This is a genomic window from Arthrobacter sp. Ld5 (assembly GCF_051172775.1).
Lineage (GTDB): Bacteria > Actinomycetota > Actinomycetes > Actinomycetales > Micrococcaceae > Arthrobacter_D.
Genome location: NZ_JBPKBO010000024.1, coordinates 61,115 through 87,224 on the forward strand (window position 1 = coordinate 61,115; position 26,110 = coordinate 87,224).

Sequence of the window (26,110 nt, forward strand, 5' to 3'; positions counted from 1 at the left end):
TGCAGTGCGGTCGACCCGGCGGCACCCGGCGTCTCAGCCGGTGGGGCCGACCCAGATCTCGATCTGGAGGTCCAGCGCCATGCGCTGGAGGTACAGCGCGTCGTCGTCGCTGAAGGACCGCGGGCGGTCGTCGATGAGGCAGAGCGTCCCGATCCGCCATCCGTCGGCGGTCGTGATCGGGTAGCCGGCGTAGAAGCCGATACGGGGGCCGTCGACGACGAGCGGATGCTCACGGTACTCGGGGTCGGTCCTGGCATCCGTGATGACCAGGGCCTGGGGGGCTTCGATGGTGCGAGCGCAGAGGGCGATCTCCCGGGGGAGGTCCTGTCCGATCGGGCCCGCGACGGACTTGATGACCTGCCGGTCCTCGGTGATCAGCGCGATCGAGGAGGAGCTCACGCCGAAATGCTCGCGGGCCCGCTTCGTGTAGCGATCGAAGCGGTCTTCGGCCCCCATGTCCAGCAGCCCCGTCTCGTAGAGGGCCTGGCATCGCCGGTACTCGTCGTCGTCCTCCTGCTCCGAGACGCCGTCGATGTCCTCACCGTCCCCGGCGATCCCGTACGGCGCGGTCGCGGCAGGGCGGTCGAACCTGTGCCCGTCGGGATCCAGTTCCAGGACCCGGAGGTTGTCCCCGAAACCGGACCCGTCCGCGATCTCATCGGTGCTGTAGTGGGCGCCGTCCACCGCGAGCCCGGCGTCGTCGATCATCTCGTTCAGCGCATGGGCCACCAGGTCGCGATCCGGGGCAGGGAGGGTGCCCCCGCCCTCGAAGTAGGTGACCACCTCCTGGACGTCGCACGCGCCGCCGAGACCCGCGTAGGTGTCCCATACCGACGATGCATCGAAATCCGTGGTCCGGAGGGCCTGGACAGCCATCCACTGCTGCACGTCCTCGCTGATCATGATGCCGCTCCCCCAAGAATGCCCGTGTCGGCCGGACGACCGCCGGTCATCCCTCACGTTAGCCCCTGCACCCGATGCGCGTGCGTCGCGCCCGGCCTGCGAGCCGAAGTGGACAACCGGGCGGGGGGCGAGGACCGACCAGGCCAGGTCGACAGGATCAGGGCAGGGGCTATACCTCCCGCGCCACCGCGCGGCGCGTCGCCCCGGTCACCATCCAGCGATCATCGCGGATCCGCCACCCCAGGGTCGCCGCGCGCGCCAGCATGTAGCCGCCACCGAACGCGAGCCACAGCCAGACGATGCCGGCTCCGCCCGTCAGGTCCGCCATCCCCACGAGGCCGAGCAGCGGCAGGTACACCATCAGGTTCACGACGCCGGCGATCGCCAGGTAGCGCGCGTCGCCCGCCCCGATGAGGACGCCGTCGAGCACGAAGACGAGGCCGCAGACCGGCTGGAACGCGGCCAGCACCCACAGGCCGGCCGCGAACGCCGCCTGGACCGCCGGATCCGCGGTGAAGATCCACCCTACGAACGGCGCCGCGGCGGCGAGCGCGCACCCTGTGACGACGCCGAACGCCACGCCCCACGTGATCATGCGCCGCGTGAGCGCCGCCGCGAGCGGCCGGTTCCCGGACCCGAGTTCCTTGCCGATCAGGGCCTGCGCGGCGATGGCGAGGGCGTCGAGGGCGAAGGCGAGGAACGTGAAGACCGTCATGACGAGCTGGTGCGAGGCGAGGCCGAGCGGCCCCTGCGCGGTCGCGACGAACACCGTCGCGAGGATCGCCACGCGCAGCGACAGCGTACGCAGCATGAGCCACGATCCGACGCCGACCGTGCGCCGGATGCCGCGCAGGGACGGCCTCAGGGGCACCCGCTGCCTCCTGGACGCGCGGACGATCATGCCGAGGTAGACGGCCGCCATGCCCCACTGGGCGAGGCTCGTCCCGAGCGCGGACCCGGCCACGGACATCCCGGCGCCGTAGACGAGCAGGTAGTTGAGCACGATGTTGACGCCGAACCCCGCGCCCGCGACGATCAGCGGCGTGCGTGTGTCCTGCAGCCCGCGCAGCACGCCGGTCGCGGCGAGCACCACCAGCATGGCGGTCAGCCCCGGCATCGACCAGCGGAGATAGTCGACGGCGAAGGTGTGCACCGCCCCGTCGGCACCCATCAGCGATGCGAGCTGTGGCGCGGTGGCCCAGCCGAGCGCGGACAGGACGATCCCGAGCGCGACGGCAAGGCCCACGCCGTCGCGCCCGACGGCGAGCGCCTCCGGCAGGCGTCCGGCGCCGAGCAGACGTGCGACGGCCGGCGTGGTGGAGTAGGCGAGGAAGACCATGAGACCGACGGCGGTCTGCAGCACCGTGGAGGCGAGCCCCATCCCGGCCAGCTCCTCGACGCCGAGGCGCCCCACGATCGCGGCATCGGCGAGCAGGAAGAGCGGCTCGACGATCAGGGCGCCCAGCGCCGGGACGGCGAGCCGGAGGATACTGCCGCTGAGCCGGCGGTTGCTGGGCAGGGATCGGTCCACCCGTCCAGCGTAGGGGCAGGGACGCCAGCGCCTAAGCTGGAAGTGCCCGCGATCCGCCCGCAAGGACACCCAGGGAAATCATGAAACTCGGCGTCAAGCAGTACCTGACAGGCCTCGGCCTGCTGTTCGTCAGCACCCTCTTCGTCCCCCAGGCGGTCTCGGACTTCGCCCGGGCCGACTCCACGGGCACGCCCGCGCCCACGGAGGCACCGCTCCTCCTGGCCATCGGGTTCCTGATCATCCTCGCCGCCGCGGCCTGCATCGGCTGGGGGTACTGGCTCACCCACCGCGCGGGCGCACCCCGGGGGGCGAACCCGGAGGACGACCCCGACGAGCCGCTGCTGCGCCCCGGATACGGCCCGGATCCCTCCGACCGCGCGGACTGGCGTGAGAATCCGCTGCGCCGACGGGACCAGGGCACCGACGGGCGCTCCTGATCCGGGGATCCCCTCTGCCGCAACGGGCTCTTTCGGCCCTTGTGAGAGGCTGCGGTGCTCCATAGCGTGTCAGGCAGCGACCGGGCGGGGCCTGCCGGGTGGCCGTCGACTGCAGAGAGGACCCACTCATGACGCGGAGAACCGGGACCCCCGCTCCCCTGCCGGCCCTGCTGTGCGCGCTCCTGCTGGCCGTGACCGGCTGTACGGACGGCGGCGGGGACGCCCCCGATGCCCCGACGCAGACGCAGGGCGAGGGCGCCGACTCCAGCGGGGGCGGGCCGGGGGTCGGGCAGGACCTCGGCATCCCGGACATCGTCGCGGCGGTCCAGCCCTCGGTGGTCACCATCTTCACCGAGGAGGGACTCGGCAGCGGCGTGATCTACACGGGGGACGGGCTCATTCTCACCAATGAGCACGTGGTCCGGGGCAACGAGGAGGTCGAGGTGGCCTTCGCCGACGGTCAGCGGGTGTCCGGGACGGTCGACGCCACGGACCCCGTCACCGATCTGGCCCTCGTGCAGGCCGATCGCAGCGACCTGCCGGCCGCGACCTTCCGGGAGGAGCTGCCGCGCATCGGCGAGCTCGCCGTCGTCATCGGTTCGCCACTCGGCTTCGCGAACACCGCGACGTCCGGCATCGTCTCCGGGCTGCACAGGGAGATCCCCGGCTCGGCGGCCACGAGCCAGTCCCTGGTGGATCTGATCCAGACGGACGCGGCCATCAGCCCCGGCAACTCCGGCGGCGCCGTGGTGAACGGGCAGGGCGAGATCATGGGCATCAGCGAGGCCTACATCCCGCCCTCGCAGGGCGCCGTCGCCCTCGGTTTCGCGATCCCCGCCGCCGTGGCCACCGAAGTGGCGGAGGAACTCCGGGAGGACGGCACCGCGGACCACGCGTTCATGGGGGTCGTCCCGGGCCCGATCACACCCCAGATCGCCCAACAGCTGAATCTCGAGGACGCCACGGGCGCGGTGGTCCTGTCCGTCCCGCAGGGCGGGCCGGCCGACGACGCCGGCATCCGCCCGGGCGACATCATCACGAGGATCGGGGACGAGGAGATAGCCACCGCAGAGGACCTCCTCTCGACGCTGCGCCAGTACGATCCGGGCGACACGGTCCCGGTCGAGGTGCAGCGTGGCTCCGAGACGCAGACGGTGGACGTGACGCTCGCCGATCGGCCGCCGGGCTCCTGACGCCGGCCCGCTGTCCCGGGCTCAGAGGAGATTCCAGGCCTTCCAGCCCGGATACACCTCGTGCTGCATCTCCTGCGCGAGGGCCTCGAGGTCCCGGTGGTCCGACTCGGTGAACGGGCGGGACGAGAGGGACATGACGCAGATCGTCCCGACCAGCCAGCCTCCCGGCCCCCGCAGGGGGTAGCCGGCGTAGAAGCGGATGTGCGGTGCGCCGGCGACGAAGGGGTGGCTCCGGAAGCGCTCGTCCTCGAGGGTGTCGGTCAGGACGAGCGCGCCCGTCGACCGGATGGTCGCGTTGCAGAACACCTGCGTCCGATCGAGGTCCTGGTGCGCCCCGCCCACCGCCGACTTGATGAACTGGCGGTGCTGCGCGATGAGGGCCAGGGTCGCGATCTCGCACCCGAAGCGGTCCGCCGCCCGGCGCACGATGGCATCGAACCGCTCCTCGGCGGGGGTGTCGAGGAGGTGCAGTTGCTCCAGCGCATCGAGGCGCCCGCGCTCCGCCGCCTCGGCCTCGAGGAAGACGGCGCCGGCCGCGCCCAGGGCCCGGATGAAGGACGGGGTGGCGTCGTCCCGCCGGGGGTCGGCCCTCGGCGGATCGAGGCACAGGCCCTCCTGCGCGGCCTCGGCGAGGATCTCCCGTTCGAGCGGAGGGAGATCGATGCGACCCTCGACGTAAGCCTCCACCTCGAGTTGCGACAGCGACCCGCCCAGCGCGAAGTACTGGATCCACACCTCGGCGGTGGACAGACCGGATCGCCGCATCGCGTCGTTGATGAGTGCCCGCTCGGTCATGGTCGCCCCCCGGTCCCTCCGCCTACTGGAAATGCAGCTTCGCCGGCCCCTGACCCAGGGATTGCAGGACCGACGCGGCGACGTCGCGCAGCTTGATGTTCCGGGCGCTGGAGGCCGCCTTGAGAATGGACATGGCAGCATCCTGGGAACACCGGTTCTGGCCCATGATCACGCCGACGGCGAGGTCGATCGTGGTGCGGCTCTGCATCGCGGCGCGCATGTCGGCGGTGGACTGGGTCAGTTCGGCGATGCGCACCGCGAGACGGAGCGAGGTGGAGACCTCCTCCGCGAAGGCGCACGCGGCGGCGATGGATTCCTCCGTGAAGGCGTCGACCAGCGGCGAGTAGAAGTTGAGGGCCGCCGTCGCAGCGCCCTCGAGCGGGATGGGCACGCCCAGAGCCGACCGGATCCCGTACCCGGCGATCGCCCGGCTGTACTCCGGGAAGCGTTCGTCGGCCTGGAAATCGCACACGTATTGCACGGAGCCCTCGCGTGCGGCGCGCAGGCAGGGACCGTCGTCGTACTCGTACTGGACCTCATCCAGCTTCTGGGCTGCCGGGCCGTTGCTCGCGACGGTGGTCTTTGTGCGGGCCCGCAGCAGGGTGACGCCGCACAGGACCTCGTCGTCGGCCGAGAGGCTGCGACCGGCGACGGTGACGAGTTTCGTCAGGAACTCCTCGACGTCGTCGCTGTCCAGGACCATGTCCTGCAGCATGCCCGGCACTCCGGGAGCGTTGTCTTTCTGATAACCGACCAACAGGCAAACCTTTGCATCAACCCCCTGTCGGGCACGCGTGATGCCGGGCACGGGGAAGGTGGAAAGCCGCCTGCTGCTAAACGACCAAGAGAATAGTACCCACAGAAGATCGGTTCGGGCGCCGTCACGGCAGGGGCGCGCGCCCGGGCGTACCTGCACCGACGGGGAGCCCCGAACACCGCTGTCCTCGTGATGCCGACATCACTCTGTGGTGGGCGTCAGCGGTCCCGACGCAGGGGCGGCAGCGACGACAGCCCCTGAGGCCGGCGTCCACCCGACGCGGCGGGGCGGCCCGGCGTGGTGAGCGGCCGTCGCCACCGGCCGCGCGCGGGGACCCTGCACGACGGGTAGGCGAGCGCGGCGCGCATCAGGGCGTCGCCGTCGACGGCACCGTAGGGCGCACGGCAGCAGACCCGGTGGCCCGTCGCCTCGAGATCGTCGAGCAGTTCGTTCACGGCCTGCGTCACCGCGTCGCGATCGCCCGGGGGCAGCGTCATCAGCCCGTGGAGGTAGCCCTCGACCTCGAGAGGGTCGACGGCGCCGCCCAGGTTCTGGAAGTGGTCGAAGACCAGAAACAGGGGGAGATCAGCGTGTCTCATCGCGGTATGGGTGTGCAGACCTTGCATTGGCAGATTCCTTCGGGTGGCCCGGACGGAGGCTGGAAGCCGATCGGCCACCGCCGGGACGGCGATGGGACGAGGCTCCCGCGCGGCCGGCTTCCTGGCCGCCTGGACGGGGCCGGCGTGCGGTGCCGGTCATCCTCGATCCATTCATGGTGGCATCGGATGCGCGGCCGGAAAAGCGGTCTCCCTCCGCCGGGGTGGGGTTGCGCCCCGGCTCGGTGCGCTGCTACGAGCCCTCGATCTCGCGGCCGCGCAGGAGCACGATGTCCCGGACCAGCTCCTCCGGGAGCGGATGATCGACCGTGAAGCGGACGGTGCCCCGCGACCGGGAGAAGCCGTCGAGCCGCGGCGCCACGGCGTCGATCACCGTCGGGGAGAACGGGTACAGCGCGAGATGCCGGGCTGTGGCGGCGACGGCGAGCAGGGGCTTCCCGGCGAGGATGAGGGCGGGCAGACCGTAGCTCACGCCGTCGACGGCGTCCGGCCGGGCACTCCGGGCTGTCGCGACCACGGCGCACAGGCACTCCCGGACCGGAGCGTCCAGCGCGGCGAGTGCGTCCTCCACGGATCCCATGCGGCGATCGTAGGGGTCCGGCCCGGGCCGGACCAGGGCCCATGGCTCGGGGTCAGAGTGACCCGAGCTCCTGCTCCAGGTTCGCGCGCGCCCGCCCCGTCCACTCCGACCGGGCCCTCGCCGTCCGGTACAGGGGCTCGAGCGTCAGGAGGCGCTGGAGGACGGCACGCCGCCCGTCGGTGAAAACGTCCCGGGGTAGATGCCGGTATTCGGCGCGGATGGCGGCAGCGTAGCGGGCGTAGTCCTCCGGGGCGCCGGCGAGCACCGCGAGATCGGCGTCGCACAGGAGGTGGCCGGCGCGGTCGTCCTGCACCGGGTCGTGTGTCGCCGTCAGGAGGACCAGGCGCTCGACGTCCCGGACGGCGCCGTCGGGCACGATGCCGCGCAGGCGCCGCGCGGCGAGGGACGCGGACGCACGCTCGTCGGCGCCGGCACTGCCCGCGTACACGGCGTCGTGGAACCAGGCCGCGAGGAGCACGACGCCGCGCAGGGATTCGTCGGCAGGATCCAGCAGCAGGTCCAGGGCCTCGAGGACCGCCAGCAGGTGGGCGGGGGTGTGGTACTCGCGGTGCGCCTCGGCCCAGCGGTCGAGCAGCTCCCCGCCGAGACCCGGAGTCTCCGGCAGGAGCGTCTCCCAGCGGCTCATCAACGCCGCGCGCAGCTTGGGCGCCCGCCGTCGGGCCGGGACCCTGAGGCCGCTGGCGAGCAGCGCGCGCACCAGGTCCGCCCCGGCGACCTCCTGCGCACCCTGCGCGACGAGGTCGCGGTACCGCCTGGCCGGGACGTCGTAGTGATCCTCGTCGAAGGCGCGGCGCGGGATGCCTGCCGCCGCCGCGAAGGCATGGAGTTCCTCGAGTGACGACGTCGAGACCAGATGGGAGCACACGGTTCCGTGCGCGGGCCAGGTCGGAGGATCGATCAGGACGGCCATGACCAGAAGTCTAGGTGCGTCCCTGCGGCTCAGGCGCTGCGGAGGCCGTAGGAGGCCACGATGTTGCCCCTGCTCGTGACCGCCGTCTCCTGCAGCTCGAGCCGGGTGACGGGGTCCCCCGGCTCGAACAGGCGGCGGCCCGCACCGGCGACCACGGGATGGATCATGAGCATCAGCGAGTCGAGCAGCCCGGCGAACAGGAGCTGCCGGACGAGGGAGACACTGGCGCAGACGGCGATGTCCCCTCCCTCGGTCCCCTTCAGGTCGGCGACGAACTCCTCGAGGGGCGCGGTCATGAGGGACGCGTTCGTCCAGCCGAGTTCACCGTCGAGGGTGCGCGACGCCACGAACTTCCGTACCGGCGTGATGAAGCTGCCGAACGGATCGGCGGCGTCCACCCGAGGCCAGTACTCGGCCCACTCCTGGTAGCCCTGCCGGCCCAGCAGGACGGTGTCCACCCGCTCGATCATCGTGTTCATGCCGGCACCCAGTTCCGGGTCGAAGCTGTCGAACTGCCACAGGTGGGGGGCTTCGACCACCCCGTCGACGGAGGAGAAGAGGCCTGCCGTGAGTCTGCGCATGAGGTGCTCCTGGTGGGGGATTCGCCGGGACGTGGTCTCACGGTAGACGGTGCGGCCGGCCCGGAGTCATCGACCGCGGAAAGAATTTCCGGCTCGTCCCTCCCGGTCGCGGGTAGCCGTGGCTAGGCTCGGGGCATGCAGCCGTCCACCTCCCCTCCCGTGCAGGACGCAGCCTCCGGGACAGCGCCGTTCGAGCAGCTCCTGGAGGCATCGCGCCGGGAACTGACCGGGTACTGCTACCGGATGCTCGGGGCGGCCTCCGAGGCCGAGGACGCGGTGCAGGAGACCATGCTCAAGGCCTGGTCCCGCAAGGATGCCTTCGGCGGTCGGTCCACGCTGCGCACGTGGCTCTTCCGGATCGCCCACAACGTCTGCGTCGACATGCTCCGCAGCCCCCAGCGCCGCGCCCGGCCCATGGACCTGGGCCCGTCGACGCGCACCGCCGACGCCGTGCTGGGCGCTCCCCTCGCCGAGGGCGTCTTCGTGCAGCCGATCCCCGACGAGCGGGTGATCGACACCTCGGGCGACCCCGCCGCCGTCGCCGAGGTCCGCGACACCGTGCGCCTGGCGTTCGTGGCGGCCCTGCAGCACCTTCCGCCTCTCCAGCGCAGCGCCCTGATCCTGTGCGAGGTGCTGCGCTGGTCGGCGGCCGAGGTCGCGGCACTGCTCGAGGTCACGCCGGCGTCCGTCAACAGCGCCCTCCAGCGTGCGCGCAGGACGATGGCCGACCGGGCACCCGCACCGCGCATGCCCCTCGAAGACCCTGCGCACAAGCTCCTGCTCGCCCGGTACCTGAGGGCCTTCGAGGCCTACGACATGGACCTGCTCGTCTCGCTGCTGCGGGACGACGTCGTCCTGTCCATGCCTCCGTTCCCCCTCTGGCTGTCCGGGCCGGCGGACGTCCGCGCCTGGTTCGTCGGCGAGGGCAGCGTCTGCAGGGGTGGGCGCCTGATCCCGCTGGGCGTCAACGGTGCCGGCGGGTTCGCCAACTACCATGTCGTGGAGCCCGGCCTGTGGAAGCCGTGGGCCATCCAGGTCATCGAGACCGACGGAGAGCGCATCATCGGCCACCACAACTTCCTCTACCCGGAGCTGTTCGAGGCCTTCGGCCTGCCCGCCGTCATCGACGAGCGTCCGTCCGCCGAGGAGTAGGACGCGGTCGAACCGCCGTCTCCCGCAGCGATCAGCCGCCCTGCGGGCCGGGTGGGGCATCGGTCGGGAATGTCCCGGATGCCTCCCGGAGGGAGTGCCGCTTCAGGTGCTCGTATTCCTCCTGCGTGATGGCACCCTGGCGCAGCAGCTCGTTCGCGGAGGCGACCTGCGCCGTCGGATCGTGGGCTGCGCCCGTGGTGCCCGGATCGGGCCGGTAGCCCCGGGCGTTGCGCAACGCCATCGTCTGGCCGTGGGCGAACAGGTAGGCGAGCGATCCCAGGAACGGGAGGAGGACCAGCAGGACCACCCAGGCGGTGCGTGACCAGCCGGAGAGCGACTCGTTCCTGAACATGTCGATGAGGACGATGACGAGGAAGGCCATGTAGGCGGCGAAGACGGCCGCGGCGAAGACCGCCCACATGATGTCCCAGAGGTTGGGGTCCACGGTGATCAACGTGCCAATGCACTGCGCAGGACGCGCAGCGGTGCGGGCGTGGGCGCCAGGAGTCCGAGCTTGTCGGCCGCCGCGATGGCTTCCCGCCGCGTCCCGACCCCCAGCTTGCGATAGATGCCGCGGAGGTGCGTCTTGACCGTATTCGTGGAGATCTGCAGATCCAGCGCCAGTTCGTCGACGGTCGCGAAGGTCGGCAGGAGCGCCACGAGTTCGATCTCCCGCGGGGTGAGGGGTGGGCCGGCGATCTCCTGGACAGGCCGACGCCGCTGGTTGACGACCAGGTCCACCTCCCGCGCGAAGCGGGGGTAATGGTGCCGGTCCCTTTCGAGCGCGGCCCGCACACTCTCGCCGGCGAAGCGGAGTCCCCGCACCGACCCCCGCTCGGCGGCCAGGGCGAGGGCGCGGTCCAGCGCCTCCCTGGCCTTGAACGGACGGTTCTCGAGCAGCTCCAACCGCGCGAGCATCGCGAGGGCGGCCGTCATCCCGACCTTGCTCTGGCACTTCACGTACTCGGAGGTCACGGGGGTCAGCAGCTGCCGCGAGCGGTTCAGCTGTCCCGCGAGCAGGTGCTCCCAGACGGAGATGACCTGCAACTCCCCGCTGATGCCCTGGAATCTGCGCAGATCCACCTTGAGCATCGCGAGGTCGTCCACCCGGCGCAGGGACAGCATCATCTCGGCGACCTGCAGCGAGCACACGGCCAGGTCCTGCGGCAGCGCGCCGTGTGCCAGGTCGAAGCGGATCCTGTCCAGCAGCGCCGCGGCCACCTCGACCGGTTTCGCCGACGAGGCGAAGGACAGCATGAGCCGGAGCTTCGCGGCGGAGTGCGCAACCATCGGCGGGGTCGGTGCCGCACTGAACACGAAGGCGTTGTGGAAGCGCGCGGTGATGTCGTCGAGCCGATGGTACGCGCTCCAGGCAATGACGAGGTGGGCCGACCGGAGCCGCGGACTGTAGCGCAGCCCCTGCTGCTCCCCCATCCGGACGGCGGACCGGGCATCGCGGGCCGCGGGCGTGAAGTCCTCCATCGCCGCGGCGAGTGCCGCACGGTTGATCAGGGCGTCCAGCCGTGCACCCGGGTTGTCCCGCTCATCGGCGGTCGCGACGCACGTCCGCGAGGCGTCGGCTGCTTCGTCCAGGCGGGCCGCTGCGATCAGCGCGCCCGAGAGGGCATTCGACACGAAGAGCCCGACATCGGGTGCCAGATCCGTCACGCGCACCCCTCGCAGGTGCTCGACAGCGTCCTCCGGGCGCCCCCGCGCCACCATCAGGTGCGCCTCGAGCCCGGTGCGCAGCGCACTGAACGGTGCGGTGAGGTCGCCCTGCTGATCCACCTGGTCGACGTGTTCGAGCGCGAGCCGGGCGCCCCCCGGATCGCCCTTGGCGAGGGACAGGAGGCCGCCGAGCAGTCCGAGCTCCACCGATTCGACGGTGATCAGGTCATCCAGGACGGAGCCCAGGGCCGCGAGGTCGTTACTCCACAACAGGTGCAGGCCCGAGACGGTGGCGACGTCACGCAGCAGTCCGGCGTCACCGGCCCTTCCAGCATGGGCGAGCGCCTCCGCGTGCCGCGCCTGACGGAGGCGACGCCGCGCCATCCGGGCGTGCACGAGCGGGCGGTCGATCGCGGCCGCGTCCGATCCCCCGCCCAGGAGCCAGCGGGACAACAGCCGATGCAGCCGGAAGGACCCGGGGGCCACGGGCACGACGAGTCCGGAGGTCCGGACCGCGGCGTCGAACAGGCGCGGTGCGTCCGTACTCGCAAGCGCGCTGCACAGGTCGTCCACGGTGCAGGGTTCGATCAGCGCCATGACGGAGAGTGCGGTGCGGACCTCCTCCGGGAAGGACGGGAACAGCTGCCCGCACAGCCGGTCAAGGTAGGCAGGCTCCTGCGTGACGGCGGCAGCCGGGGTGTCGTCACCTCCCATCGCCTGGGCGAGGGCGACGGCGGCGGGCCACCCCTCGGTCGCGTCGAGAAGCAGGCCCACGTCGGGGCACGCGGGGGCGAACAACCGCGTGATCTCGCGCCGCTGCAGCATCAGCTCCTCCTGCGCGACCCGCCCCAGGGCGCCGTCGAGGTCCAGCCGGTAGAACGAGGGCAGCTCCGGCAGTTGGCGGCCGGAGAGGACCACGGTGAACCCCTGCGGCGCACGCCGGACCGCGTAGTCCAGCTCGAGGAGCAGCCCGGGGTCGCGCAGGTACTCGCAATTGTCGAGGACCAGCACGGAATTCACGGCTTCCGCGCCCGCGTGGTCCAGGACGGCTTCGAGCCAGCCGATCCGCGCAACGGGTGACGTCGGCGGGGGTGAGGTCCAGTGGCCCCGCGTCGGACCGCCGGAGGGTTCGAGTGCTTCGGTCACGAGGCCCCAGAAACGCTCCGGAATGTCGTCGGAGGGATCGAGGGAGACCCATGCGACGTGATCCCCGGAAGCCACCCGCTTCCGTGCCCATTGAGCGGCAAGGGTCGTCTTCCCCGACCCCGCGGCGGCGCCGATGGTGAGGGCGCGGCACCCGGCATCCCTGAACGCGTCGAGACCTGCAATCAGCCTGGGGCGGTCCAGCTCGTGCACACCGGCCCCGGGGACGCTCGTCTTGGCCCTGATGATGATGTTCATGCGTGCCACCTCTCCGGCGCGGTAATCCTGTCGCGGACTCGCCCGTGCAGCAGGGTGAGGCAAAGTCGACCGGAGGGCGCCCACCTCCAAGGGTTCACCCCCGCGAGGATTTCGGCCTGAGTCCAAAGTCCCCCGGCCTGCCGGTCGGTCACCCCACCCGGGTGACGATCCGCGGTCGGAGCCGGCGGAGGATTGCATCAGCTGCAGTAGCGGCGGGTGCAGGAGCGGGTGCAGGGACGAACAGGAGACGGCCGGGCGGGGAGGGGAGTCATGAGAATAGGCCCCGTGGACGTCCTGGTTTTCTCGGCGCCGACCCTCGACGGCAGCCTCTGGGCGGTGGACGCACTGCACGAAGCCCTCGACAGCGGCGCTGTGGCCCTGATCGACATCGTGATGATCGCCCGCGCGACCGACGGCACCGTGTCCTTCGCGGACGTCGACGAGGGTCTCCCCGCCCCTCTGCAGAACCTGCTGGCCCACCCGTCGCCGCTGACCCTGCTCAGCGACCGGGACGTCGCCCTCGCGGCCGGCTCCGTCGACAACGGGGAGGTGGGCCTGCTGCTCGTCCTCGAGCACCGCTGGGCCCGTCGACTGTCCGAACGCATCCAGGACGAAGGCGGTGTCACCCGCCTCCACGAGCGCGTGCCGCACGACGCGGTGGTCCGGGCGTTCAGGGCCGACGGCGCCGCAGCCACCTGACCAGCCCGTGAATAGCACACCGACGCCCGCGGGTCGAAATTGACTTTCGTGCAATAACGTCCGAATTGGGAATGTCGGAATTTCTTCCGCCCGCAGCCGCTGCCGGGTTATAGTCGAGACAATGGGGCTGATTATCTGGACTTCGGACGACACAGGAGAAAATGATGGCCCAGCGGGTACAGGTGCAATTGGTCGACGACCTCAGCGGTGAAGAAGCACAGGAGACTGTGCGCTTCGCCCTGGACGGCATGGATTACGAGATCGATCTCACGACACAGAATGCGGAATCGCTGCGCTCTGCTTTGTCCACCTACGTGGACAAGGGTCGCAAGGCCTCCTCCGGCAGGCAGCAATCCACCGGCCAGAAATCGGCATCCTCCCGCTCGAAGCGCGAGGACACACAGCAGATCCGCAAGTGGGCGCAGGAGAACGGGTTCAATCCCAGTTCGCGGGGGCGGATCACGCAGTCGATCATCGACGCTTACAACGAGAGCCACTGAGGTGATCTCGCACCCCGGGTGCTGCCGGCCGGCACGCCCGGGGTGCATTTCTCGTGGCGGACTCCGCTACGCGGGTTGCGCCGTTCCTCCCGGTGCCGGGAAAGACCGCGACTAACCCGACATTCGCGTCCCGGAGGATAGGCCACGGGCCCAGGCCTCGGCCTCGGAGGCGTTTTCGAAATAGTGGGTCTCCGACCGCGCGTGCTCCAGGAATGCGGCGATGACCCGGTCCACCGGACCTGTGCCGACAAAGGCCGTGCGCGACGTCAGGGAACATTCGAGAATGATCATCCGGGCGGCCGGCGCGATCCCGCCCATCCCTTGCAGATATACGGCCAGCGGCAGGACGTATCCGTCGGACAGGCGGCGGATCCCCTCATACGCAGCCAGGACGTCGGCGAGCGTGACGCGCGAGTCCGGCGCCCACCAGAGACGGAGCAGTCCGTCGTTCACCTCGACGCAGTGCTTCCCGATGCAGTGTCGATGAGCGGAAGGTGAATGCCCGGGACCGGGGCACAGCCGCGACGGCGCGGTGTCGCCAAGCTCGATCTGACGCATCGGTGCCTCCAGGTGGACGTGATATCCGCTCCCCAGCGACCGCACCATTCCACTGTGGCACAGGGCCGCGACCCGTTCCCGGGAGTGCCGGCAAAAGAGGTAGCCGGCCCTGTACAAAACGAGTGGCCGATGGCAGGGTCCCAAGTGACATGCATCACACGCGCGGTCCGTCGGGCCGCTCTCATGCACCGGGGGACACCATGCCAGCACCAGGAACGACGCTCCTCGCCATCGGCACGAAGAAGGGCCTGTGGCTCGCGTCGAGCACGGATCGACGGCAATGGACGCTGACCGGGCCGATGTTCCTGATGGAGGAGATCCCGAGCGTCGCGATCGACACGAGGGGTGGACGTACCCGCCTGTTCGCGGGCCGGATGTCGTGGCACTTCGGCCCCTGCATCGCCCACTCCGACGACCTCGGCGAGACCTGGGCCGAACCCGTCGAGGGCGGCATCCGCTTCGGGGAGGAGGACGGTGCCGCCCTCGAGCGGATCTGGCAGATCCAGCCGGACGCGGAGTCCCGCCCCGGTGTGGTGTGGGCCGGATGCCAGCCGATCTCGGTCTGGAGATCCACCGACCACGGGACCACGTTCGCTCTCAACCGCGGCCTGTGGGACCACCCGCATCGCAGCGAATGGGGGGCCGGCTTCGGCGGCGCGGCCGCGCACACCGTCCTGCCGAGCCCGGCCGACGACACGCTCCATGTCGCGATGAGCACGGGCGGCGTGTACCGGTCCGACGACGGCGGGGCGTCCTGGGAACCCCGCAACCAGGGCATCAGTGCGTACTTCCTCCCGGATCCCGACCCTGAGTTCGGCCAGTGCGTGCACAAGGTGGCGCGCGACGCCGTCGACCCCGACCGCCTGTTCGCCCAGAACCACCACGGTGTCTATGCGAGCACCGACCGCGGTGATTCCTGGCAGTCCATCGCCGACGGCCTCCCGGCCGACTTCGGCTTCGTCATGCTCACGCATCCGCACCGGAGCGGCACGGCGTGGGTCATCCCGCTCAAGGCCGACGGCGAGCGCATCCCGCCCGACGGCCGGTTGCAGGTACACCGGACGGACGACGGCGGAGCCACCTGGGAAGGCAGCGGCGCCGGACTGCCGGACAGGGAGTACAACGCGGTGCTGCGCGATGCCGCCTGCGTCGACACCGCGGAGGTGGCCGGCGTCTACTTCGGGACCCGCGGAGGGTCCGTCTACGCGAGCGTGGACGAGGGACGCACCTTCCAGGAAGTGGCGAGCCATCTGCCGGACGTACTCTCCGTGCGCGCCGCCGTCCTGCCCGGCTGAGGGTGTGGTTCCCGTGCCGACGACGCCCCCCGCGCCCTCCGTCATCGTCCTCATCCCCACGCTCCTGCGCCCCTACGTCGACGGGCGCAGCGCGGTCCGCATGAGCGTGGCCGAGGGCGGCGACGTGGCGTCGCTGCTCGACGGATTGGGCGAGGGACGCCCCCTGCTCGACCAGCGGATCCGCGAGGAGACCGGCGCGTTGAGACGGTACGTGAACATCTACGTCGACGGCGAGGACGTACGCCGGCTGGACGGCCTCGCCACTGCCGTCCCGGCCGGCGCGACGGTCATGATCATGCAGTCCGTGGCCGGCGGCTAGGGTTCCGGCCCAGCCGTGCCGCAGTCCGGGAACGGACGGGACGGCTCACGGCTCGGAGCGGAATCCGATCAGCTTGTGGGAGCCGTCGCAGTACGGCTTGAGCACCGACGCCCCGCACCGGCAGAGGGCGACGGTGCGCCGTGTGCGGGGCAGTTCCTCCCCGTCCGCGCCCAGGAGCGTGAAGTCGCCCCGGACGAGCAGCGGACCGTCGGGGCACGCCACCACGGACACGGGGGCGGCCGGGCCGGAGTTCAGCGGGTGGTCGGCGCGCGCCTCGGAGGCTTCTGCCGCGCTGTCCCCGGCCATCAGGCCGCCACCGCCACGGGCCGCAGCGACGATCGTCCCGCTTCCCAGGCGTCCATGATGTGCACGGTCATGAGGGTGTCGATCGCCAGGCCGGCGGCAGCCCCGAACAGGACGTCCTCGAGCAGGCGCGGGTCCGACTCCACCAGGCCGCCGGCCATGTCCCGTCCGGCGACCTGCTCGTGGACGGCATCCGCTTCGACATGCTCGTCGAAGTACTCCGTGACGTCGGCGCCGTAGCCATGACGCTTGAAGCCCCGGGCGTACAGGCGGTTGGGCTGGGAGGAGGTCATCTCGTAGGCGGCGAGGTGTCCCACGCTGGCACCCCGGAGCCGGCGGCGGAGCCCGAACAGCGACATCAGGTTGTTGGACGCCAGCGTGATCGCCGGCACCGCATCCAGGTGAGCCCCATAGGTGTCGTCCAGGCCGACCCCGCGCATCGACCGGGCGAAGAGCTCCGAATGCATGCGCGACAGCAGGCCGTTGCCGTACTCGTCGGCCTGGATCTCCACGAGCGCGGCCTTCGAACGGCCGGACAGGCGAGGGATCGCGAAGGTGTGCGGATCGGCTTCCCTCAACTGGCTGATCGACTTGTGCACGAGGAACTCACGCAGCTGGTCCTGCGTCGCCGTCCTGGCCGCGAAGCGGGACATGCTGGGTCCGCCGTCCTCACCGGTCATCCGGAACAGCTCCGCGCAGACCGCTTCGCTCGTGGGCTCGGGGAGGGCTCCCACGACGGTCACGTCCCTCACCCTCCCCTCGAAAGCCACCTCGAGGCGATGGCGGACCCGCAGGAGGTCCGGATCCCACTCCCAGTCGCCACCCGCCCCGTCGATGCCGCTGTAGTGCAGCTCGTACAGGCAGAAGAGGGACAGTTGGAGGTCGTCGTCCTGGAGGATGTCCGGTGTCCGGGACACCGCGTCGGCGGCGAGGACGTCGAGCCGGGCGAGGGCGGCCTGCCCGGACTCCACGGTGCCGGCGAGAACGGACAGGACGAGCGCGCTGAGTTCACCGCGCGGCGAGGGCTGTTTCATCGAGGACCTCTTCGATGGTCGGGTGTACCCCGAGGGTCCGGGGCATGATACTAAGCATACTTCGCGTCTGCGGCGATACGGGATCGCGGTACCTGCCGGCATGCGACGACGCCGGATGGGCGGAACCCCGAGGCTCCGCCCATCCGGCGTCGTCGTTCATGCCGTTCAGGCGTGTCGTCCCTCCCGGAGGAAGGACGGCTCAGACGCGCTTGGCGCTCGTCCGGGTGTCGCGGCTCAGGATCAGCGCGAGGGCGATCATGCCGACGGCGAGCACGAAGTGCAGCCAGTTGTCGGCGCTGTTCACCGGCACGAAGTTCGCGGCCGACTGCTGGTCGATGATCAGTCCGTAGATCCACAGGATCGCGTAGACGACGCCGCCGCCCAGCAGGTAGGTGCGGGCACCGGAGGCGGTCCTCGCCATCGCCAGACCGGCGACCCCGAAGAGCAGGTGGACGATGTTGTGGAGGATGGACACCTGGAAGATGCCGAGCAGCAGCGCCTCCGACTGGTGTCCGGCGACCATCATGCTGCTGTAGTTGGAGGTGATCCCCGGGATGAAGCCCAGGATGCCGACCAGCAGGAAGACGACGCCCACCGCCTGGGCGGCGCGCTGCAGGGTGGTACGACCGGCGTCCACCGTGCGGTTGTTCGTGTTCGTCATGGGACTGCCTTTCTCTGGGTGGACCGCGAACGTCTATTCGCGGTTGAGTTCGTCCTGCAGGGTTCCGGCCATCTTCTCGACGGTGTTCGGGATCTCCGTGGTCCCGTAGAACCGCGCATCGGGGTGCGTGGCCGGTGGCATCGGAGCGCTCGTGGTGGGGCCGTCGTGGTAGGTGAACTCGCCCTTGCCGTCGGGCGTGGGACCGGAGGCCCAGCTGCCCTCCGAGGCCGCCGTGCCGTCGGAGAAGTTCAGGTACTGGTAGGAGACGCTCCGCTCCTCCTTCTTGAGGGGGAAGTTGCTCGGCACAGGGAGCTCCTCCATCCTGGACTCCTGCAGCTCCCGGGCCGCGGCCAGCCACTGGTTCTGGTGCATCGTGTCGCGGGCGAGGAGGAAGGAGAGCATGTCCCGGATCCCGTGGTCGTCGGTCATGTGGTACAGCCGCGCCACCTGGAGCCGGCCCTGCATCTCGGCGTTCGCGTTGGCCGTGAAGTCCGCGAGGAGATTGCCGCTGGCCGTCACGTAGCTGCCCTGCCAGGGGTTGCCCATGCTGTCCACCGGCCGCGCCCCGGCGCCGGCGACGATCGCATGCTGCATGTCCGTGCCGCCGACGACGGCGGCGATCGCCGGGTCGGACTGCACGGCGTCCTCGGTGATCCCCAGCGGCGCCTTCTCGAGCAACTGGGCGATCATCGTGGCGAGCATCTCGACGTGGCCGAACTCCTCCGCCCCGATCCCGAAGAGGAGGTCCCGGTACTTGCCCGGGATGTGCGCGTTCCAGGCCTGGAAGCTGTACTGCAGGGCCACGGTGATCTCACCGTACTGACCACCGAGCACCTCCTGGAGCTTGCGCGCGTAGACGGCGTCGGGCTTGTCAGGGCTGGCCTTGTACTGGAGTTCCTGCTTGTGGAAGAACACGGGGTCTCCTTTCGGCGTGGGGCCTCCGGGTGAACCCGCTCCTTCGGGAAGCGACCGCTGGAAGTCCCCTCGTGTCGACGCTAGCGGCGCGTCGGCGCGTTCAGTACGATGCTAAGCCTACTTGTGTTTTCCGCTCATTTCTGGACACAGAGCTTGCGGGATTGAAGCTAAGCATGCTTAGCTTCAAGAACAAGTCCAGCACGAACCGCCGGACCATCGCATCGAGAACACGATGGAGCATCCGCTGTAAGGGCAATATCAACGTTAGGAACAACCATGACTACGCAGAATTGGCCGCAGGATCCCCTGGTTCCCTCCACCACCGGGCCCGAGTCGTCCACCGCGGACCTCGGCACCCACGAGCTGGGCACCACGGAGTTCACCGGTGGCACCCACTCGGGCGATTCCAAGCAGTCCGCAGCGAAGGACCAGGCCAAGAAGGTGGGCCAGGACGGCAAGGACGCGGCGAAGAACGTCGCCGGCACCGCCGCCGCCGACGCCAAGGACGTTGCCGGGACCGCCGCCTCGGAAGCGAAGAACGTCGCAGCCGAGGCCGGCGCGCAGGCGAAGAACCTTCTCGGCACCGTGACGTCCGAGGTCAAGAGCCAGGCCGGGACCCAGCAGCAGAAGCTCACCGAGGGCATTCGTGGCGTTTCCGACGAACTGCGGTCGATGGCTGACAAGTCCGACAACCACTTCGTCTCGGGCCTGGTGCAGCAGGCATCGCAGCGTGCGGGATCGACCGCGAGCTGGCTCGAGAACCGCGACGCCTCGGACATCCTCGAGGACGTCAAGGCCTACGCCCGCCGCAAGCCGGGCACCTTCCTCGCCATCGCGGCGGGCGCCGGCCTCGTCGTCGGCCGTCTGACCCGCGGGACCAAGGACACCAGCGGTTCGGCCGGCACCACCGGTCGGGGCCAGGACTTCTCCTCCGCCCGTACCGGCACGACGGGCACCTACGCCGGATACAGCCAGGTCGACTCGGACGCCTACAGCGGCACCCCCGCTTCCGCCGGCCTCGGCGAGACGACCGGCGGACAGCACGTCGCCGGCTCCAACCCGGCCTTCTTCGACCCGACGGACGACTACCCGACCATCGCGCCCGGCACTCCCCCCGTGCGCACCCTGCCGAACGACGGGGGTCTGCGCTGATGGCTGAGGCATACACGAGCGGCGCCCACCAGGCCGCCGCACCCCTGCCGACCGAGGCCGAGCAGCGCTCCGCCGACGCATCGGTGGGCGAACTGCTCGGGGAGGTGACGAAGGACCTCTCCACGCTCATGCGCCAGGAAGTGGCCCTGGCCAAGGCCGAGGCCACCGAGTCGGCGAAGAACGCCGGTAAGGGTGCGGGCATGTTCGCCGGCGCAGCCGTCGGTGGCCACTTCGTCCTCCTGTTCCTGTCACTGGCCCTCATGTGGGGGCTGGGCGAGATCATGTCCCTCGGCTGGGCCGCGGTGATCGTGGCCGTCCTCTGGGGCGTCATCGCCGCAGTGCTGGCACTGATGGGCAAGAAGGAAATGAAGCAGGTCAAGGGTCTCCCCCAGACAGCGGAGACCGTCAAGGAAATCCCGTCGACACTGAAACCAGGTGAGCACACACGATGAGCCAGACGCCAGATGAAATCCGCGCAGATATCGAACGCACCCGTCTCGAACTGGGGACCGACGTCGACGCCATCGCCGACAAGGTGAACCCGGCGAACATTGCGCAGCGCCAGACCGACAAGGTCAAGCACAGCTTCAGCAACGTGAAGGAGACCGTCATGGGTAAAGCCGAAGACGTCAAGGATTCCGTGCTCGGCACTGCCGGGAATGTCACGGACTCGGTCAAGGACAAGGCCGGGCACGCCAAGGACAAGACGGGCACCGGCTTCGACAGCGGTCTCGGCAGCGCGCACTCGGCCGCCGACTCCGCGCGTGACAGGCTGCACCAGGCCGGCCACACCGTTCAGGGAGCACCCGGCCAGCTCACGAACAAGGCCGCGGGCAACCCCCTCGCGGCGGGCCTGATCGCCTTCGGCGCCGGGCTCCTCGTGGGCTCGCTCATCCCTGCCAGCCAGAAGGAGCAGGAGGCGGCCTCGCAGCTCAAGGAGCAGGTGGCCCCGCTCAAGGACAAGGTCACCGAGGCGGCCAAGCAGGTTGCCGAGGAGGTCCGGGAACCCGCTCAGGAAGCGGTGCAGTCGGTGAAGGAATCGGCCGCCGATTCCGTGCAGACCGTCAAGGACGAGGGCCAGGATGCCGTCAAGGACGTCAAGGGCGAGGGCCAGCAGGCCGCCAGCGACGTCAAGGGCAGCGCCCAGGACGCCAAGCAGAACGTGCAGCAGCGCTAGCTGTCCACGCGCAGACAGCGGTGGCCATCGGATACGATCCGATGGCCACCGCTGTCATCTGTCCGCCCGGGCGGGTCCCGCGCCTCAGGCGAAGAGCGCCCGCGCCTGCCCCCGGTCGAGGACGGGCTGGCGGTACTCCATGGAGACGATCTCCAGCATCGCGTCGGCGTACTGCTCGTTCGTGCTGCCGAGCGCGTCGCGCGCATAGCTCACCCGGAAGTCGTGGGCGAAGGCGTCCGCTCCTGTCTGCGCGACACAACTGTGCGTCGACACCCCCGCGAGGACGAGGTGATCCACACCTGCGCTGCGGAGGCGCGCGGCGAGATCGGTGCCGAAGAATGCGCTGTCGCGGGTCTTCGTCACGACGTCGAGCCCTCCCGCGTGGAGGTCCGCGACGAAGTCGGCCTGCCGGCTGCCGTGGAAGATGAAGCCCTCGCCGTCGTCGAGCATGGACCGGGTCCAGGTGGACCCGTCCCGCTGGTGCTCGGTCCGGACCAGGATCACGGGAGAGCGTCCGCTGCGTGCGGCGTCGATCAGGTCGTTGCAGGCCGTCACGAGACGCTCCTGCTGCCCTGCGAGGGTTTCGTCCTCGAAGAAGGCGTTCTGCATGTCGATGATCAGCAACGCAGCCCTGTCCCGGCTCGCTGTCGCACCGGTCACGGCATCAGATCGCGGCATCCGGCTCCCCGACCGCGTCCGCGGTCAGGTCGATGAACTTCCGTTCCCCGCTGCGGTCCGACCCGTGCGCCAGCGACGGATCGAGAGTGATCAGCGAGGCCTCCTGGATCTCGACGGGCGGGCACGGCAGGCCGCCGAGGCCATCGGGGGCGCCGGCGGGAGCCTCCGCGAGGCGTCTCACCTCGACCTCCGTGAGGTTGGCGGCCAATCCGATCTCCCCGTGGGTGAGGCCGGTGGCGAGAGCCTGCCGGATGGCTTCGCCGCAGGCGATCACCAGGCGGTCGCGCTCGAATTCGGCGTTCTCGAGGTCCGCAGCGGCGACCATGACCTCATTGATGTAGGGGGGACGTGATGCTGGCATGAGTACCCTTTCACAGGGCTCGGCGAATCGGCCGGCAGCAGGGCGACGGGTGCTGAGGATGACGCTGGGTCATCGGGGGTCGAGAAATGGCCTGCCGGCGCTCGAGCCTGACGACTGCAGCGGATCCTTCGCATCGCACGCAGGGGTCGACTCGAAGGGTGTAGGCCGGTGGCTGGACCTTCGCCCATCATACGGAAGCGACCGCCCCCGGGGAAAGCCGTGCGTCGGCACACTCCCCCGACAGGACGACCCACGGCGCAGGCGGATCCGGCGCGAACGCTAAGCCTGCTTCCCATTTGGTACTAAGTGTGCTTACTCTAGAGGCCGGTGGTCTCGGGGGCCCTGGCCCCCGGTGGAACCTCCCGGTGGAACGTACAGCCGAGAAATCCATACCCTCGCAGTGAGATTACTCAGAAGGAGACGGAAATGATTACTCAGGAAAACATCGACACCATGCTCGGCAACGGCGGCAACGTGCTCGGTTCGGACGGGGAGAAGATCGGCTCGATCGGTCAGGTCTACCTCGACGACCAGACCGGCGAGCCCAGCTGGGTCACGGCGAAGACGGGCCTGTTCGGCACCTCCGAGTCCTTCGTGCCCCTCCAGGGTGCCGACGTCGAGGGCCACGACGTCCGGGTCCCCTACACCAAGCACCAGGTGAAGGATGCCCCGCGCATCGAGTCCGACGGCAACCTCAGCCCGGAGGAAGAGGATCGCCTCTACCGCCACTACGAGATCGGCGGCGGCACGAGCGACTACACCGACACGACCCGCACCACGACGGGCACCGCAGGCCTGAACGACCGTGACGTCGACACCGACACCCGCGGCCGCCACGCCGACCACGACGACGCCCGTGGAACCGTGGGGCACGACACCTCCGGCCCCACCACGGACGATGCCATGACGCGGTCGGAGGAGCAGCTCCACGTCGGCACGGAACGCCGCGAAGCCGGGCGTGCCCGCATGCGCAAGTACGTCACCACCGAGAACGTGACGAAGACCGTCCCCGTCAGCCGCGAGGAAGTCCGCGTGGAGCGCGAGCCCATCACGGACGCCAACCGTGGCGACGCACTCGGCGGCCCGGCCATCAGCGAGGAGGAGCACGAAGTGACCCTCCACGCCGAGCGCCCCGTCGTCGAGAAGGAAGCGGTCCCCGTCGAGCGCGTGCGCCTGGACAAGGAGACCGTCACCACCGACGAGACCGTCAGCGAGGAAGTCCGCAAGGAGCAGATCGACGTCGACGGCGAAGAAGGCACCCGCCGGGGCAACAACCTCTAGCATGTGCTGAGCCAGGAGGACCCGGGGCACCGCCCCGGGTCCTCCTGTCATTTGGTCGTGCCCGCCGGCCTCCCGTAGCTGCCGACGGATGTGATATCGGCCCCCAGCGCGGGGATTATAGTAAGCATGCTGCGCATTTCGGGTATGGTTGTTCACAGTACGTAGCAGGAACGGGCGGATCCGCCGCTGATGACCAAGGGGAAGGACACGCAATCGTGCCGGAATTGAACGATTGGTCGACCAGCCGGCTGCTGACCACAGCAGCCCGCATCGTCGAGCATTCCTGGAACGAGAAGCTCCTGGGTATCGGCATCACCCACGCCGGACTCACCACCCTGGGAGTCCTCGAACGCGAGGGCACCCTCACCGGGGTGCGCCTCGCCCAGCTCGTCCACGTCCAGGCCCAGACCGTGGGGCGCACCCTGGACCGCCTCGAGAAGCGCGGTCTCGTCACGCGGCTGCGGAACTCGGCAGACCGCCGCAGCCAGCGCATCACGATCACGTCCGCCGGCCTGAAGGCGCTGGAGCGGGCGAAGAACATCGAGCACGACCTGATGGCCGAGGACGGCCTCGCGTCCGAGGACCTGCGCAACCGCCTCAAGACGGTCATCGCGGAACTCGGACCCAAGAAGGACTAGTAGCCCCCGCCGTCCGCGGCCATGTTGTTGAACCGCGAATAGTGGCCCTGGAACCCGACGACCAGCGTCTTGGTGGGGCCGTTACGGTGCTTGGCGACGATGACGTCGGCCTCTCCCGCGCGCGCGGACTCCTTGTCGTACACGTCATCGCGATGCAGCAGGATGACCATGTCGGCGTCCTGCTCGATCGATCCCGATTCGCGCAGATCCGACACCTGCGGGCGCTTGTCCGTCCGTTGCTCGGATCCGCGGTTCAGCTGCGACAGGGCGACCACCGGCACGTTCAGTTCCTTCGCCAGGAGTTTCAGGGCGCGTGAGAACTCCGATACTTCCTGCTGGCGCGACTCCACCCGCTTGCCGGAGGACATGAGCTGCAGGTAGTCCAGCACCACGAGCTTGAGGTCGTGACGCTGCTTCAGCCGCCGGCACTTGGCCCGGATCTCCATCAGCGACATGTTCGGACTGTCGTCGATGAACAGCGGCGCGTCGTTCATGCGCCCCATCGTCGTGGCGATCTTCCCCCACTGCTCGTCCTTGATCGTGCCCTTGCGGAGGTCCTGCAGGCCGATGGTGGCCTCGGCGGAGAGGAGGCGCATGGCGATCTCGTTGCGGCCCATCTCGAGGGAGAAGAAGACCGTGGTCATGTTGTGCTTGATCGCGGCCGATCGGGCCCAGTCCAGGGCGAACGTCGACTTGCCCATCGCGGGGCGGGCAGCGACGACGATCATCTGGCCGCCATGGAGGCCCTGCGTGAGCTCATCCAGTTCGTAGAATCCCGTGGGCACACCCGTCATGCCCTCACCCTTGTGCCCCGCGGACTCGATCTCGTCGACCGTACCCTCGATGATGTCCTTGAGCGCCACGTAGTCCTCCGCGGTGCGGCGCTCGGCTACCGCATACACCTCGGCCTGCGCAGCGTTCACGAGATCATCGACCTCGCCGTCGTTCGAGTAGCCGAGCTGCACGATCTTGGTGCCGGCGTCGACCAGCCGACGCAGGACGGCCCGCTCCCGGACGATCTCGGCATAGAATCCCGCGTTGGCGGCCGTCGGAACGGACTGGATCAGCGTGTGGAGATAGGCCGGGCCGCCGATGCGGGAGATCTCACCGCGCTTGGTGAGCTCGTCGGAGACCGTGACGGCATCGGCCGGCTCACCCCGACCGTAGAGGTCGATGATGGCCTCGTAGATGCTCTCGTGGGCCGGCCGGTAGAAGTCCAGGCCACGGAGCACCTCGACGCAGTCGGCGATCGCGTCCTTGGACAGCATCATGCCGCCGAGGACCGACTGCTCCGCCACGAGATCCTGGGGCGGGGTGCGCGAGAATTCGGGGCTCCGGGTGTCCGATGATGAGTCTGCATGTGCCAGGGACACGGAAGGGCCTTTCTCGTACTGTCAGCGGTCGCGCCGGGGCGTCGACCGGATACCCGGGGCGGGGTCCGACAGGAACAGGCCTATCACCCGACACCCTCACTTTCGGGAATCTGTCGCAACGCTAGCCCCCTCCCGGAACACCGCAAAGCGCTGCATCAACAGGGGGTGTGGGTAAGTGTGAATAAGCTGTGGATTGCACGGCGTGTCTTGTGCACAGGATGGGGACAACCCTGTGGACAAGAAAGAGTTTTGACAAGAAAAGGTGCTCTGACCTGCGGAAACGTTGTCCCCGCCCTGTGGATCGATATTGCTGGTGAGACCTCGGTCATCCACAGGACTGCTGTTGACAACCACGCCGCGGACACGGTGGATCCTGCGGCAGACTCCGTATATGCCGGCACCAACACCCTTGCGGAGGACCAGGACCCGCGGCGATCCGCGCCGGACCGCGGCATATACCGTGCGATGCACTCTCGGGGTGTCGCGGATCGCCCGGAGGCAGTCGCCGGCGCGTATGGATCAGGGACCATGCACCCTCGAACGGATCGACGATCATCCGGCCTCAACGGCAGGAAGCCCCCGCCGTGAGGCAGGGGCTTCCTGAGTCGACCGTCCGGCGT

Annotated in this window: 30 protein-coding genes; 12 read left to right on the plus strand and 18 right to left on the minus strand. The window is 69.6% G+C overall.

The window, feature by feature from the left end; translation table 11 throughout:
* Positions 1 to 33: 33 nt before the first annotated feature.
* Together ACSGDB_RS13215 and ACSGDB_RS13220 are read right to left on the minus strand one after the other, a co-directional pair.
* Positions 34 to 903: a GAF domain-containing protein gene (locus ACSGDB_RS13215; protein ID WP_434995298.1), complete on the minus strand. Its 870-nt coding sequence runs from the start codon at positions 901 to 903 to the stop codon at positions 34 to 36.
* Positions 904 to 1,072: 169 nt separating this feature from the next.
* Positions 1,073 to 2,434, minus strand: coding sequence for an MATE family efflux transporter (locus ACSGDB_RS13220; RefSeq protein WP_434995299.1), 1,362 nt, complete (start codon positions 2,432 to 2,434; stop codon positions 1,073 to 1,075).
* Positions 2,435 to 2,514: 80 nt separating this feature from the next.
* Here ACSGDB_RS13220 and ACSGDB_RS13225 point away from each other — a divergent pair, with 80 nt between their 5' ends.
* Positions 2,515 to 2,871 (plus strand): hypothetical protein, encoded by a 357-nt coding sequence (locus ACSGDB_RS13225; protein WP_434995300.1) that lies wholly within the window; start codon positions 2,515 to 2,517, stop codon positions 2,869 to 2,871.
* Positions 2,872 to 2,999: 128 nt separating this feature from the next.
* Positions 3,000 to 4,064 (plus strand): S1C family serine protease, encoded by a 1,065-nt coding sequence (locus tag ACSGDB_RS13230; RefSeq protein WP_434995301.1) that lies wholly within the window; start codon positions 3,000 to 3,002, stop codon positions 4,062 to 4,064.
* 21 nt (positions 4,065 to 4,085) lie between these two features.
* On the opposite strand, the gene ACSGDB_RS13235 is transcribed toward ACSGDB_RS13230, so the two are convergent.
* The 6 genes from ACSGDB_RS13235 to ACSGDB_RS13260 form a co-directional block, all read right to left on the minus strand.
* Positions 4,086 to 4,859, minus strand: coding sequence for a GAF domain-containing protein (locus ACSGDB_RS13235; RefSeq protein WP_434995302.1), 774 nt, complete (start codon positions 4,857 to 4,859; stop codon positions 4,086 to 4,088).
* A gap of 22 nt (positions 4,860 to 4,881) precedes the next feature.
* A complete protein-coding gene (locus ACSGDB_RS13240) occupies positions 4,882 to 5,574 on the minus strand; it encodes an ANTAR domain-containing protein (RefSeq protein WP_434995982.1) in 693 nt (230 codons plus the stop codon).
* 260 nt (positions 5,575 to 5,834) lie between these two features.
* Positions 5,835 to 6,215 carry a hypothetical protein gene (locus tag ACSGDB_RS13245; protein WP_434995303.1) on the minus strand — a complete coding sequence of 127 codons (381 nt, stop codon included), beginning with the start codon at positions 6,213 to 6,215 and terminating at the stop codon, positions 5,835 to 5,837.
* A gap of 250 nt (positions 6,216 to 6,465) precedes the next feature.
* Positions 6,466 to 6,813 (minus strand): iron chaperone, encoded by a 348-nt coding sequence (locus ACSGDB_RS13250; protein ID WP_434995304.1) that lies wholly within the window; start codon positions 6,811 to 6,813, stop codon positions 6,466 to 6,468.
* A gap of 52 nt (positions 6,814 to 6,865) precedes the next feature.
* The gene (locus ACSGDB_RS13255; RefSeq protein WP_434995305.1) at positions 6,866 to 7,744 is read right to left on the minus strand and encodes a DUF4031 domain-containing protein; all 879 of its coding nucleotides are present in this window, start codon (positions 7,742 to 7,744) and stop codon (positions 6,866 to 6,868) included.
* A gap of 29 nt (positions 7,745 to 7,773) precedes the next feature.
* Positions 7,774 to 8,325 (minus strand): dihydrofolate reductase family protein, encoded by a 552-nt coding sequence (locus tag ACSGDB_RS13260; RefSeq protein WP_434995307.1) that lies wholly within the window; start codon positions 8,323 to 8,325, stop codon positions 7,774 to 7,776.
* Between the two features lie 135 nt (positions 8,326 to 8,460).
* Between ACSGDB_RS13260 and ACSGDB_RS13265 the strand changes: the two genes are divergently transcribed.
* A complete protein-coding gene (locus ACSGDB_RS13265; RefSeq protein ID WP_434995309.1) occupies positions 8,461 to 9,477 on the plus strand; it encodes a sigma-70 family RNA polymerase sigma factor in 1,017 nt (338 codons plus the stop codon).
* A 31-nt stretch (positions 9,478 to 9,508) separates the two neighbouring features.
* On the opposite strand, the gene ACSGDB_RS13270 is transcribed toward ACSGDB_RS13265, so the two are convergent.
* Positions 9,509 to 9,922 (minus strand): SHOCT domain-containing protein, encoded by a 414-nt coding sequence (locus ACSGDB_RS13270; RefSeq protein WP_434995310.1) that lies wholly within the window; start codon positions 9,920 to 9,922, stop codon positions 9,509 to 9,511.
* Positions 9,923 to 9,927: 5 nt separating this feature from the next.
* Entirely contained in the window at positions 9,928 to 12,546 is a 2,619-nt protein-coding gene (locus ACSGDB_RS13275; RefSeq protein WP_434995311.1) for a LuxR C-terminal-related transcriptional regulator, read from the minus strand.
* 270 nt (positions 12,547 to 12,816) lie between these two features.
* Between ACSGDB_RS13275 and ACSGDB_RS13280 the strand changes: the two genes are divergently transcribed.
* Positions 12,817 to 13,245: a DUF6325 family protein gene (locus ACSGDB_RS13280; RefSeq protein WP_434995313.1), complete on the plus strand. Its 429-nt coding sequence runs from the start codon at positions 12,817 to 12,819 to the stop codon at positions 13,243 to 13,245.
* A gap of 164 nt (positions 13,246 to 13,409) precedes the next feature.
* Positions 13,410 to 13,745, plus strand: a complete 336-nt coding sequence (locus tag ACSGDB_RS13285; protein ID WP_434995314.1) for a histone-like nucleoid-structuring protein Lsr2 — start codon at positions 13,410 to 13,412, stop codon at positions 13,743 to 13,745.
* Between the two features lie 111 nt (positions 13,746 to 13,856).
* Here the strand turns inward: ACSGDB_RS13285 and ACSGDB_RS13290 are convergent, their stop codons facing one another.
* Positions 13,857 to 14,303 (minus strand): hypothetical protein, encoded by a 447-nt coding sequence (locus tag ACSGDB_RS13290; RefSeq protein ID WP_434995316.1) that lies wholly within the window; start codon positions 14,301 to 14,303, stop codon positions 13,857 to 13,859.
* Between the two features lie 200 nt (positions 14,304 to 14,503).
* Between ACSGDB_RS13290 and ACSGDB_RS13295 the strand changes: the two genes are divergently transcribed.
* Both ACSGDB_RS13295 and ACSGDB_RS13300 read left to right on the plus strand, forming a co-directional pair.
* Entirely contained in the window at positions 14,504 to 15,598 is a 1,095-nt protein-coding gene (locus ACSGDB_RS13295; protein WP_434995317.1) for a WD40/YVTN/BNR-like repeat-containing protein, read from the plus strand.
* Between the two features lie 13 nt (positions 15,599 to 15,611).
* Positions 15,612 to 15,917: a MoaD/ThiS family protein gene (locus tag ACSGDB_RS13300; RefSeq protein ID WP_434995318.1), complete on the plus strand. Its 306-nt coding sequence runs from the start codon at positions 15,612 to 15,614 to the stop codon at positions 15,915 to 15,917.
* Positions 15,918 to 15,962: 45 nt separating this feature from the next.
* Here ACSGDB_RS13300 and ACSGDB_RS13305 read toward each other — a convergent pair whose 3' ends face one another.
* The 4 genes from ACSGDB_RS13305 to ACSGDB_RS13320 all read right to left on the minus strand — a co-directional run bounded on the left by ACSGDB_RS13305 (position 15,963) and on the right by ACSGDB_RS13320 (position 18,830).
* On the minus strand, positions 15,963 to 16,223 hold the full coding sequence (locus tag ACSGDB_RS13305) for a CDGSH iron-sulfur domain-containing protein (RefSeq protein WP_434995319.1): 261 nt from the start codon (positions 16,221 to 16,223) through the stop codon (positions 15,963 to 15,965).
* Entirely contained in the window at positions 16,223 to 17,254 is a 1,032-nt protein-coding gene (locus tag ACSGDB_RS13310) for an iron-containing redox enzyme family protein (RefSeq protein ID WP_434995321.1), read from the minus strand. Before ACSGDB_RS13310 ends, ACSGDB_RS13305 begins: the two co-directional genes overlap by 1 nt.
* Positions 17,255 to 17,453: 199 nt before the next feature.
* Positions 17,454 to 17,915, minus strand: coding sequence for a DUF4383 domain-containing protein (locus tag ACSGDB_RS13315; protein ID WP_434995322.1), 462 nt, complete (start codon positions 17,913 to 17,915; stop codon positions 17,454 to 17,456).
* Positions 17,916 to 17,948: 33 nt separating this feature from the next.
* Positions 17,949 to 18,830, minus strand: a complete 882-nt coding sequence (locus ACSGDB_RS13320; RefSeq protein ID WP_434995323.1) for a manganese catalase family protein — start codon at positions 18,828 to 18,830, stop codon at positions 17,949 to 17,951.
* A 276-nt stretch (positions 18,831 to 19,106) separates the two neighbouring features.
* On the opposite strand from ACSGDB_RS13320, the gene ACSGDB_RS13325 reads away from it, so the two are divergent.
* From ACSGDB_RS13325 to ACSGDB_RS13335, 3 genes are read left to right on the plus strand one after another with little or no spacing between them, the layout of a single operon-like run.
* The gene (locus ACSGDB_RS13325; protein ID WP_434995324.1) at positions 19,107 to 19,982 is read left to right on the plus strand and encodes a hypothetical protein; all 876 of its coding nucleotides are present in this window, start codon (positions 19,107 to 19,109) and stop codon (positions 19,980 to 19,982) included.
* Positions 19,982 to 20,434: a phage holin family protein gene (locus ACSGDB_RS13330; protein ID WP_434995325.1), complete on the plus strand. Its 453-nt coding sequence runs from the start codon at positions 19,982 to 19,984 to the stop codon at positions 20,432 to 20,434. Before ACSGDB_RS13325 ends, ACSGDB_RS13330 begins: the two co-directional genes overlap by 1 nt.
* Entirely contained in the window at positions 20,431 to 21,159 is a 729-nt protein-coding gene (locus tag ACSGDB_RS13335; protein ID WP_434995326.1) for a DUF3618 domain-containing protein, read from the plus strand. Before ACSGDB_RS13330 ends, ACSGDB_RS13335 begins: the two co-directional genes overlap by 4 nt.
* 84 nt (positions 21,160 to 21,243) lie before the next feature.
* On the opposite strand, the gene ACSGDB_RS13340 is transcribed toward ACSGDB_RS13335, so the two are convergent.
* Entirely contained in the window at positions 21,244 to 21,837 is a 594-nt protein-coding gene (locus ACSGDB_RS13340) for a cysteine hydrolase family protein (protein WP_434995327.1), read from the minus strand.
* Positions 21,824 to 22,198 carry a hypothetical protein gene (locus ACSGDB_RS13345; RefSeq protein ID WP_434995328.1) on the minus strand — a complete coding sequence of 125 codons (375 nt, stop codon included), beginning with the start codon at positions 22,196 to 22,198 and terminating at the stop codon, positions 21,824 to 21,826. The genes ACSGDB_RS13340 and ACSGDB_RS13345 overlap by 14 nt, the downstream gene beginning before the upstream one ends.
* 426 nt (positions 22,199 to 22,624) lie before the next feature.
* Here ACSGDB_RS13345 and ACSGDB_RS13350 point away from each other — a divergent pair, with 426 nt between their 5' ends.
* Both ACSGDB_RS13350 and ACSGDB_RS13355 read left to right on the plus strand, forming a co-directional pair.
* Positions 22,625 to 23,479 carry a DUF2382 domain-containing protein gene (locus tag ACSGDB_RS13350; protein ID WP_434995329.1) on the plus strand — a complete coding sequence of 285 codons (855 nt, stop codon included), beginning with the start codon at positions 22,625 to 22,627 and terminating at the stop codon, positions 23,477 to 23,479.
* A 215-nt stretch (positions 23,480 to 23,694) separates the two neighbouring features.
* Positions 23,695 to 24,117 carry a MarR family winged helix-turn-helix transcriptional regulator gene (locus ACSGDB_RS13355; protein ID WP_434995330.1) on the plus strand — a complete coding sequence of 141 codons (423 nt, stop codon included), beginning with the start codon at positions 23,695 to 23,697 and terminating at the stop codon, positions 24,115 to 24,117.
* Here ACSGDB_RS13355 and dnaB read toward each other — a convergent pair.
* Positions 24,114 to 25,490: a replicative DNA helicase gene (dnaB, locus tag ACSGDB_RS13360; RefSeq protein WP_043442540.1), complete on the minus strand. Its 1,377-nt coding sequence runs from the start codon at positions 25,488 to 25,490 to the stop codon at positions 24,114 to 24,116. The genes ACSGDB_RS13355 and dnaB overlap by 4 nt on opposite strands.
* Positions 25,491 to 26,110: the final 620 nt, after the last annotated feature.

What these genes read in the sequence shown, in the direction of transcription:
- ACSGDB_RS13215 (WP_434995298.1), bottom strand. Translation starts at nt 903, where the DNA reads ATGATCAGCGAGGACGTGCAGCAGTGGATGGCTGTCCAGGCCCTCCGG.
- ACSGDB_RS13225 (WP_434995300.1), top strand. Translation starts at nt 2,515, where the DNA reads ATGAAACTCGGCGTCAAGCAGTACCTGACAGGCCTCGGCCTGCTGTTC.
- ACSGDB_RS13230 (WP_434995301.1), top strand. Translation starts at nt 3,000, where the DNA reads ATGACGCGGAGAACCGGGACCCCCGCTCCCCTGCCGGCCCTGCTGTGC.
- ACSGDB_RS13235 (WP_434995302.1), bottom strand. Translation starts at nt 4,859, where the DNA reads ATGACCGAGCGGGCACTCATCAACGACGCGATGCGGCGATCCGGTCTG.
- ACSGDB_RS13240 (WP_434995982.1), bottom strand. Translation starts at nt 5,574, where the DNA reads ATGCTGCAGGACATGGTCCTGGACAGCGACGACGTCGAGGAGTTCCTG.
- ACSGDB_RS13245 (WP_434995303.1), bottom strand. Translation starts at nt 6,215, where the DNA reads ATGAGACACGCTGATCTCCCCCTGTTTCTGGTCTTCGACCACTTCCAG.
- ACSGDB_RS13250 (WP_434995304.1), bottom strand. Translation starts at nt 6,813, where the DNA reads ATGGGATCCGTGGAGGACGCACTCGCCGCGCTGGACGCTCCGGTCCGG.
- ACSGDB_RS13255 (WP_434995305.1), bottom strand. Translation starts at nt 7,744, where the DNA reads ATGGCCGTCCTGATCGATCCTCCGACCTGGCCCGCGCACGGAACCGTG.
- ACSGDB_RS13260 (WP_434995307.1), bottom strand. Translation starts at nt 8,325, where the DNA reads ATGCGCAGACTCACGGCAGGCCTCTTCTCCTCCGTCGACGGGGTGGTC.
- ACSGDB_RS13265 (WP_434995309.1), top strand. Translation starts at nt 8,461, where the DNA reads ATGCAGCCGTCCACCTCCCCTCCCGTGCAGGACGCAGCCTCCGGGACA.
- ACSGDB_RS13275 (WP_434995311.1), bottom strand. Translation starts at nt 12,546, where the DNA reads ATGAACATCATCATCAGGGCCAAGACGAGCGTCCCCGGGGCCGGTGTG.
- ACSGDB_RS13280 (WP_434995313.1), top strand. Translation starts at nt 12,817, where the DNA reads ATGAGAATAGGCCCCGTGGACGTCCTGGTTTTCTCGGCGCCGACCCTC.
- ACSGDB_RS13285 (WP_434995314.1), top strand. Translation starts at nt 13,410, where the DNA reads ATGGCCCAGCGGGTACAGGTGCAATTGGTCGACGACCTCAGCGGTGAA.
- ACSGDB_RS13290 (WP_434995316.1), bottom strand. Translation starts at nt 14,303, where the DNA reads ATGCGTCAGATCGAGCTTGGCGACACCGCGCCGTCGCGGCTGTGCCCC.
- ACSGDB_RS13295 (WP_434995317.1), top strand. Translation starts at nt 14,504, where the DNA reads ATGCCAGCACCAGGAACGACGCTCCTCGCCATCGGCACGAAGAAGGGC.
- ACSGDB_RS13305 (WP_434995319.1), bottom strand. Translation starts at nt 16,223, where the DNA reads ATGGCCGGGGACAGCGCGGCAGAAGCCTCCGAGGCGCGCGCCGACCAC.
- ACSGDB_RS13310 (WP_434995321.1), bottom strand. Translation starts at nt 17,254, where the DNA reads ATGAAACAGCCCTCGCCGCGCGGTGAACTCAGCGCGCTCGTCCTGTCC.
- ACSGDB_RS13315 (WP_434995322.1), bottom strand. Translation starts at nt 17,915, where the DNA reads ATGACGAACACGAACAACCGCACGGTGGACGCCGGTCGTACCACCCTG.
- ACSGDB_RS13325 (WP_434995324.1), top strand. Translation starts at nt 19,107, where the DNA reads ATGACTACGCAGAATTGGCCGCAGGATCCCCTGGTTCCCTCCACCACC.
- ACSGDB_RS13330 (WP_434995325.1), top strand. Translation starts at nt 19,982, where the DNA reads ATGGCTGAGGCATACACGAGCGGCGCCCACCAGGCCGCCGCACCCCTG.
- ACSGDB_RS13335 (WP_434995326.1), top strand. Translation starts at nt 20,431, where the DNA reads ATGAGCCAGACGCCAGATGAAATCCGCGCAGATATCGAACGCACCCGT.
- ACSGDB_RS13340 (WP_434995327.1), bottom strand. Translation starts at nt 21,837, where the DNA reads ATGCCGCGATCTGATGCCGTGACCGGTGCGACAGCGAGCCGGGACAGG.
- ACSGDB_RS13345 (WP_434995328.1), bottom strand. Translation starts at nt 22,198, where the DNA reads ATGCCAGCATCACGTCCCCCCTACATCAATGAGGTCATGGTCGCCGCT.
- ACSGDB_RS13350 (WP_434995329.1), top strand. Translation starts at nt 22,625, where the DNA reads ATGATTACTCAGGAAAACATCGACACCATGCTCGGCAACGGCGGCAAC.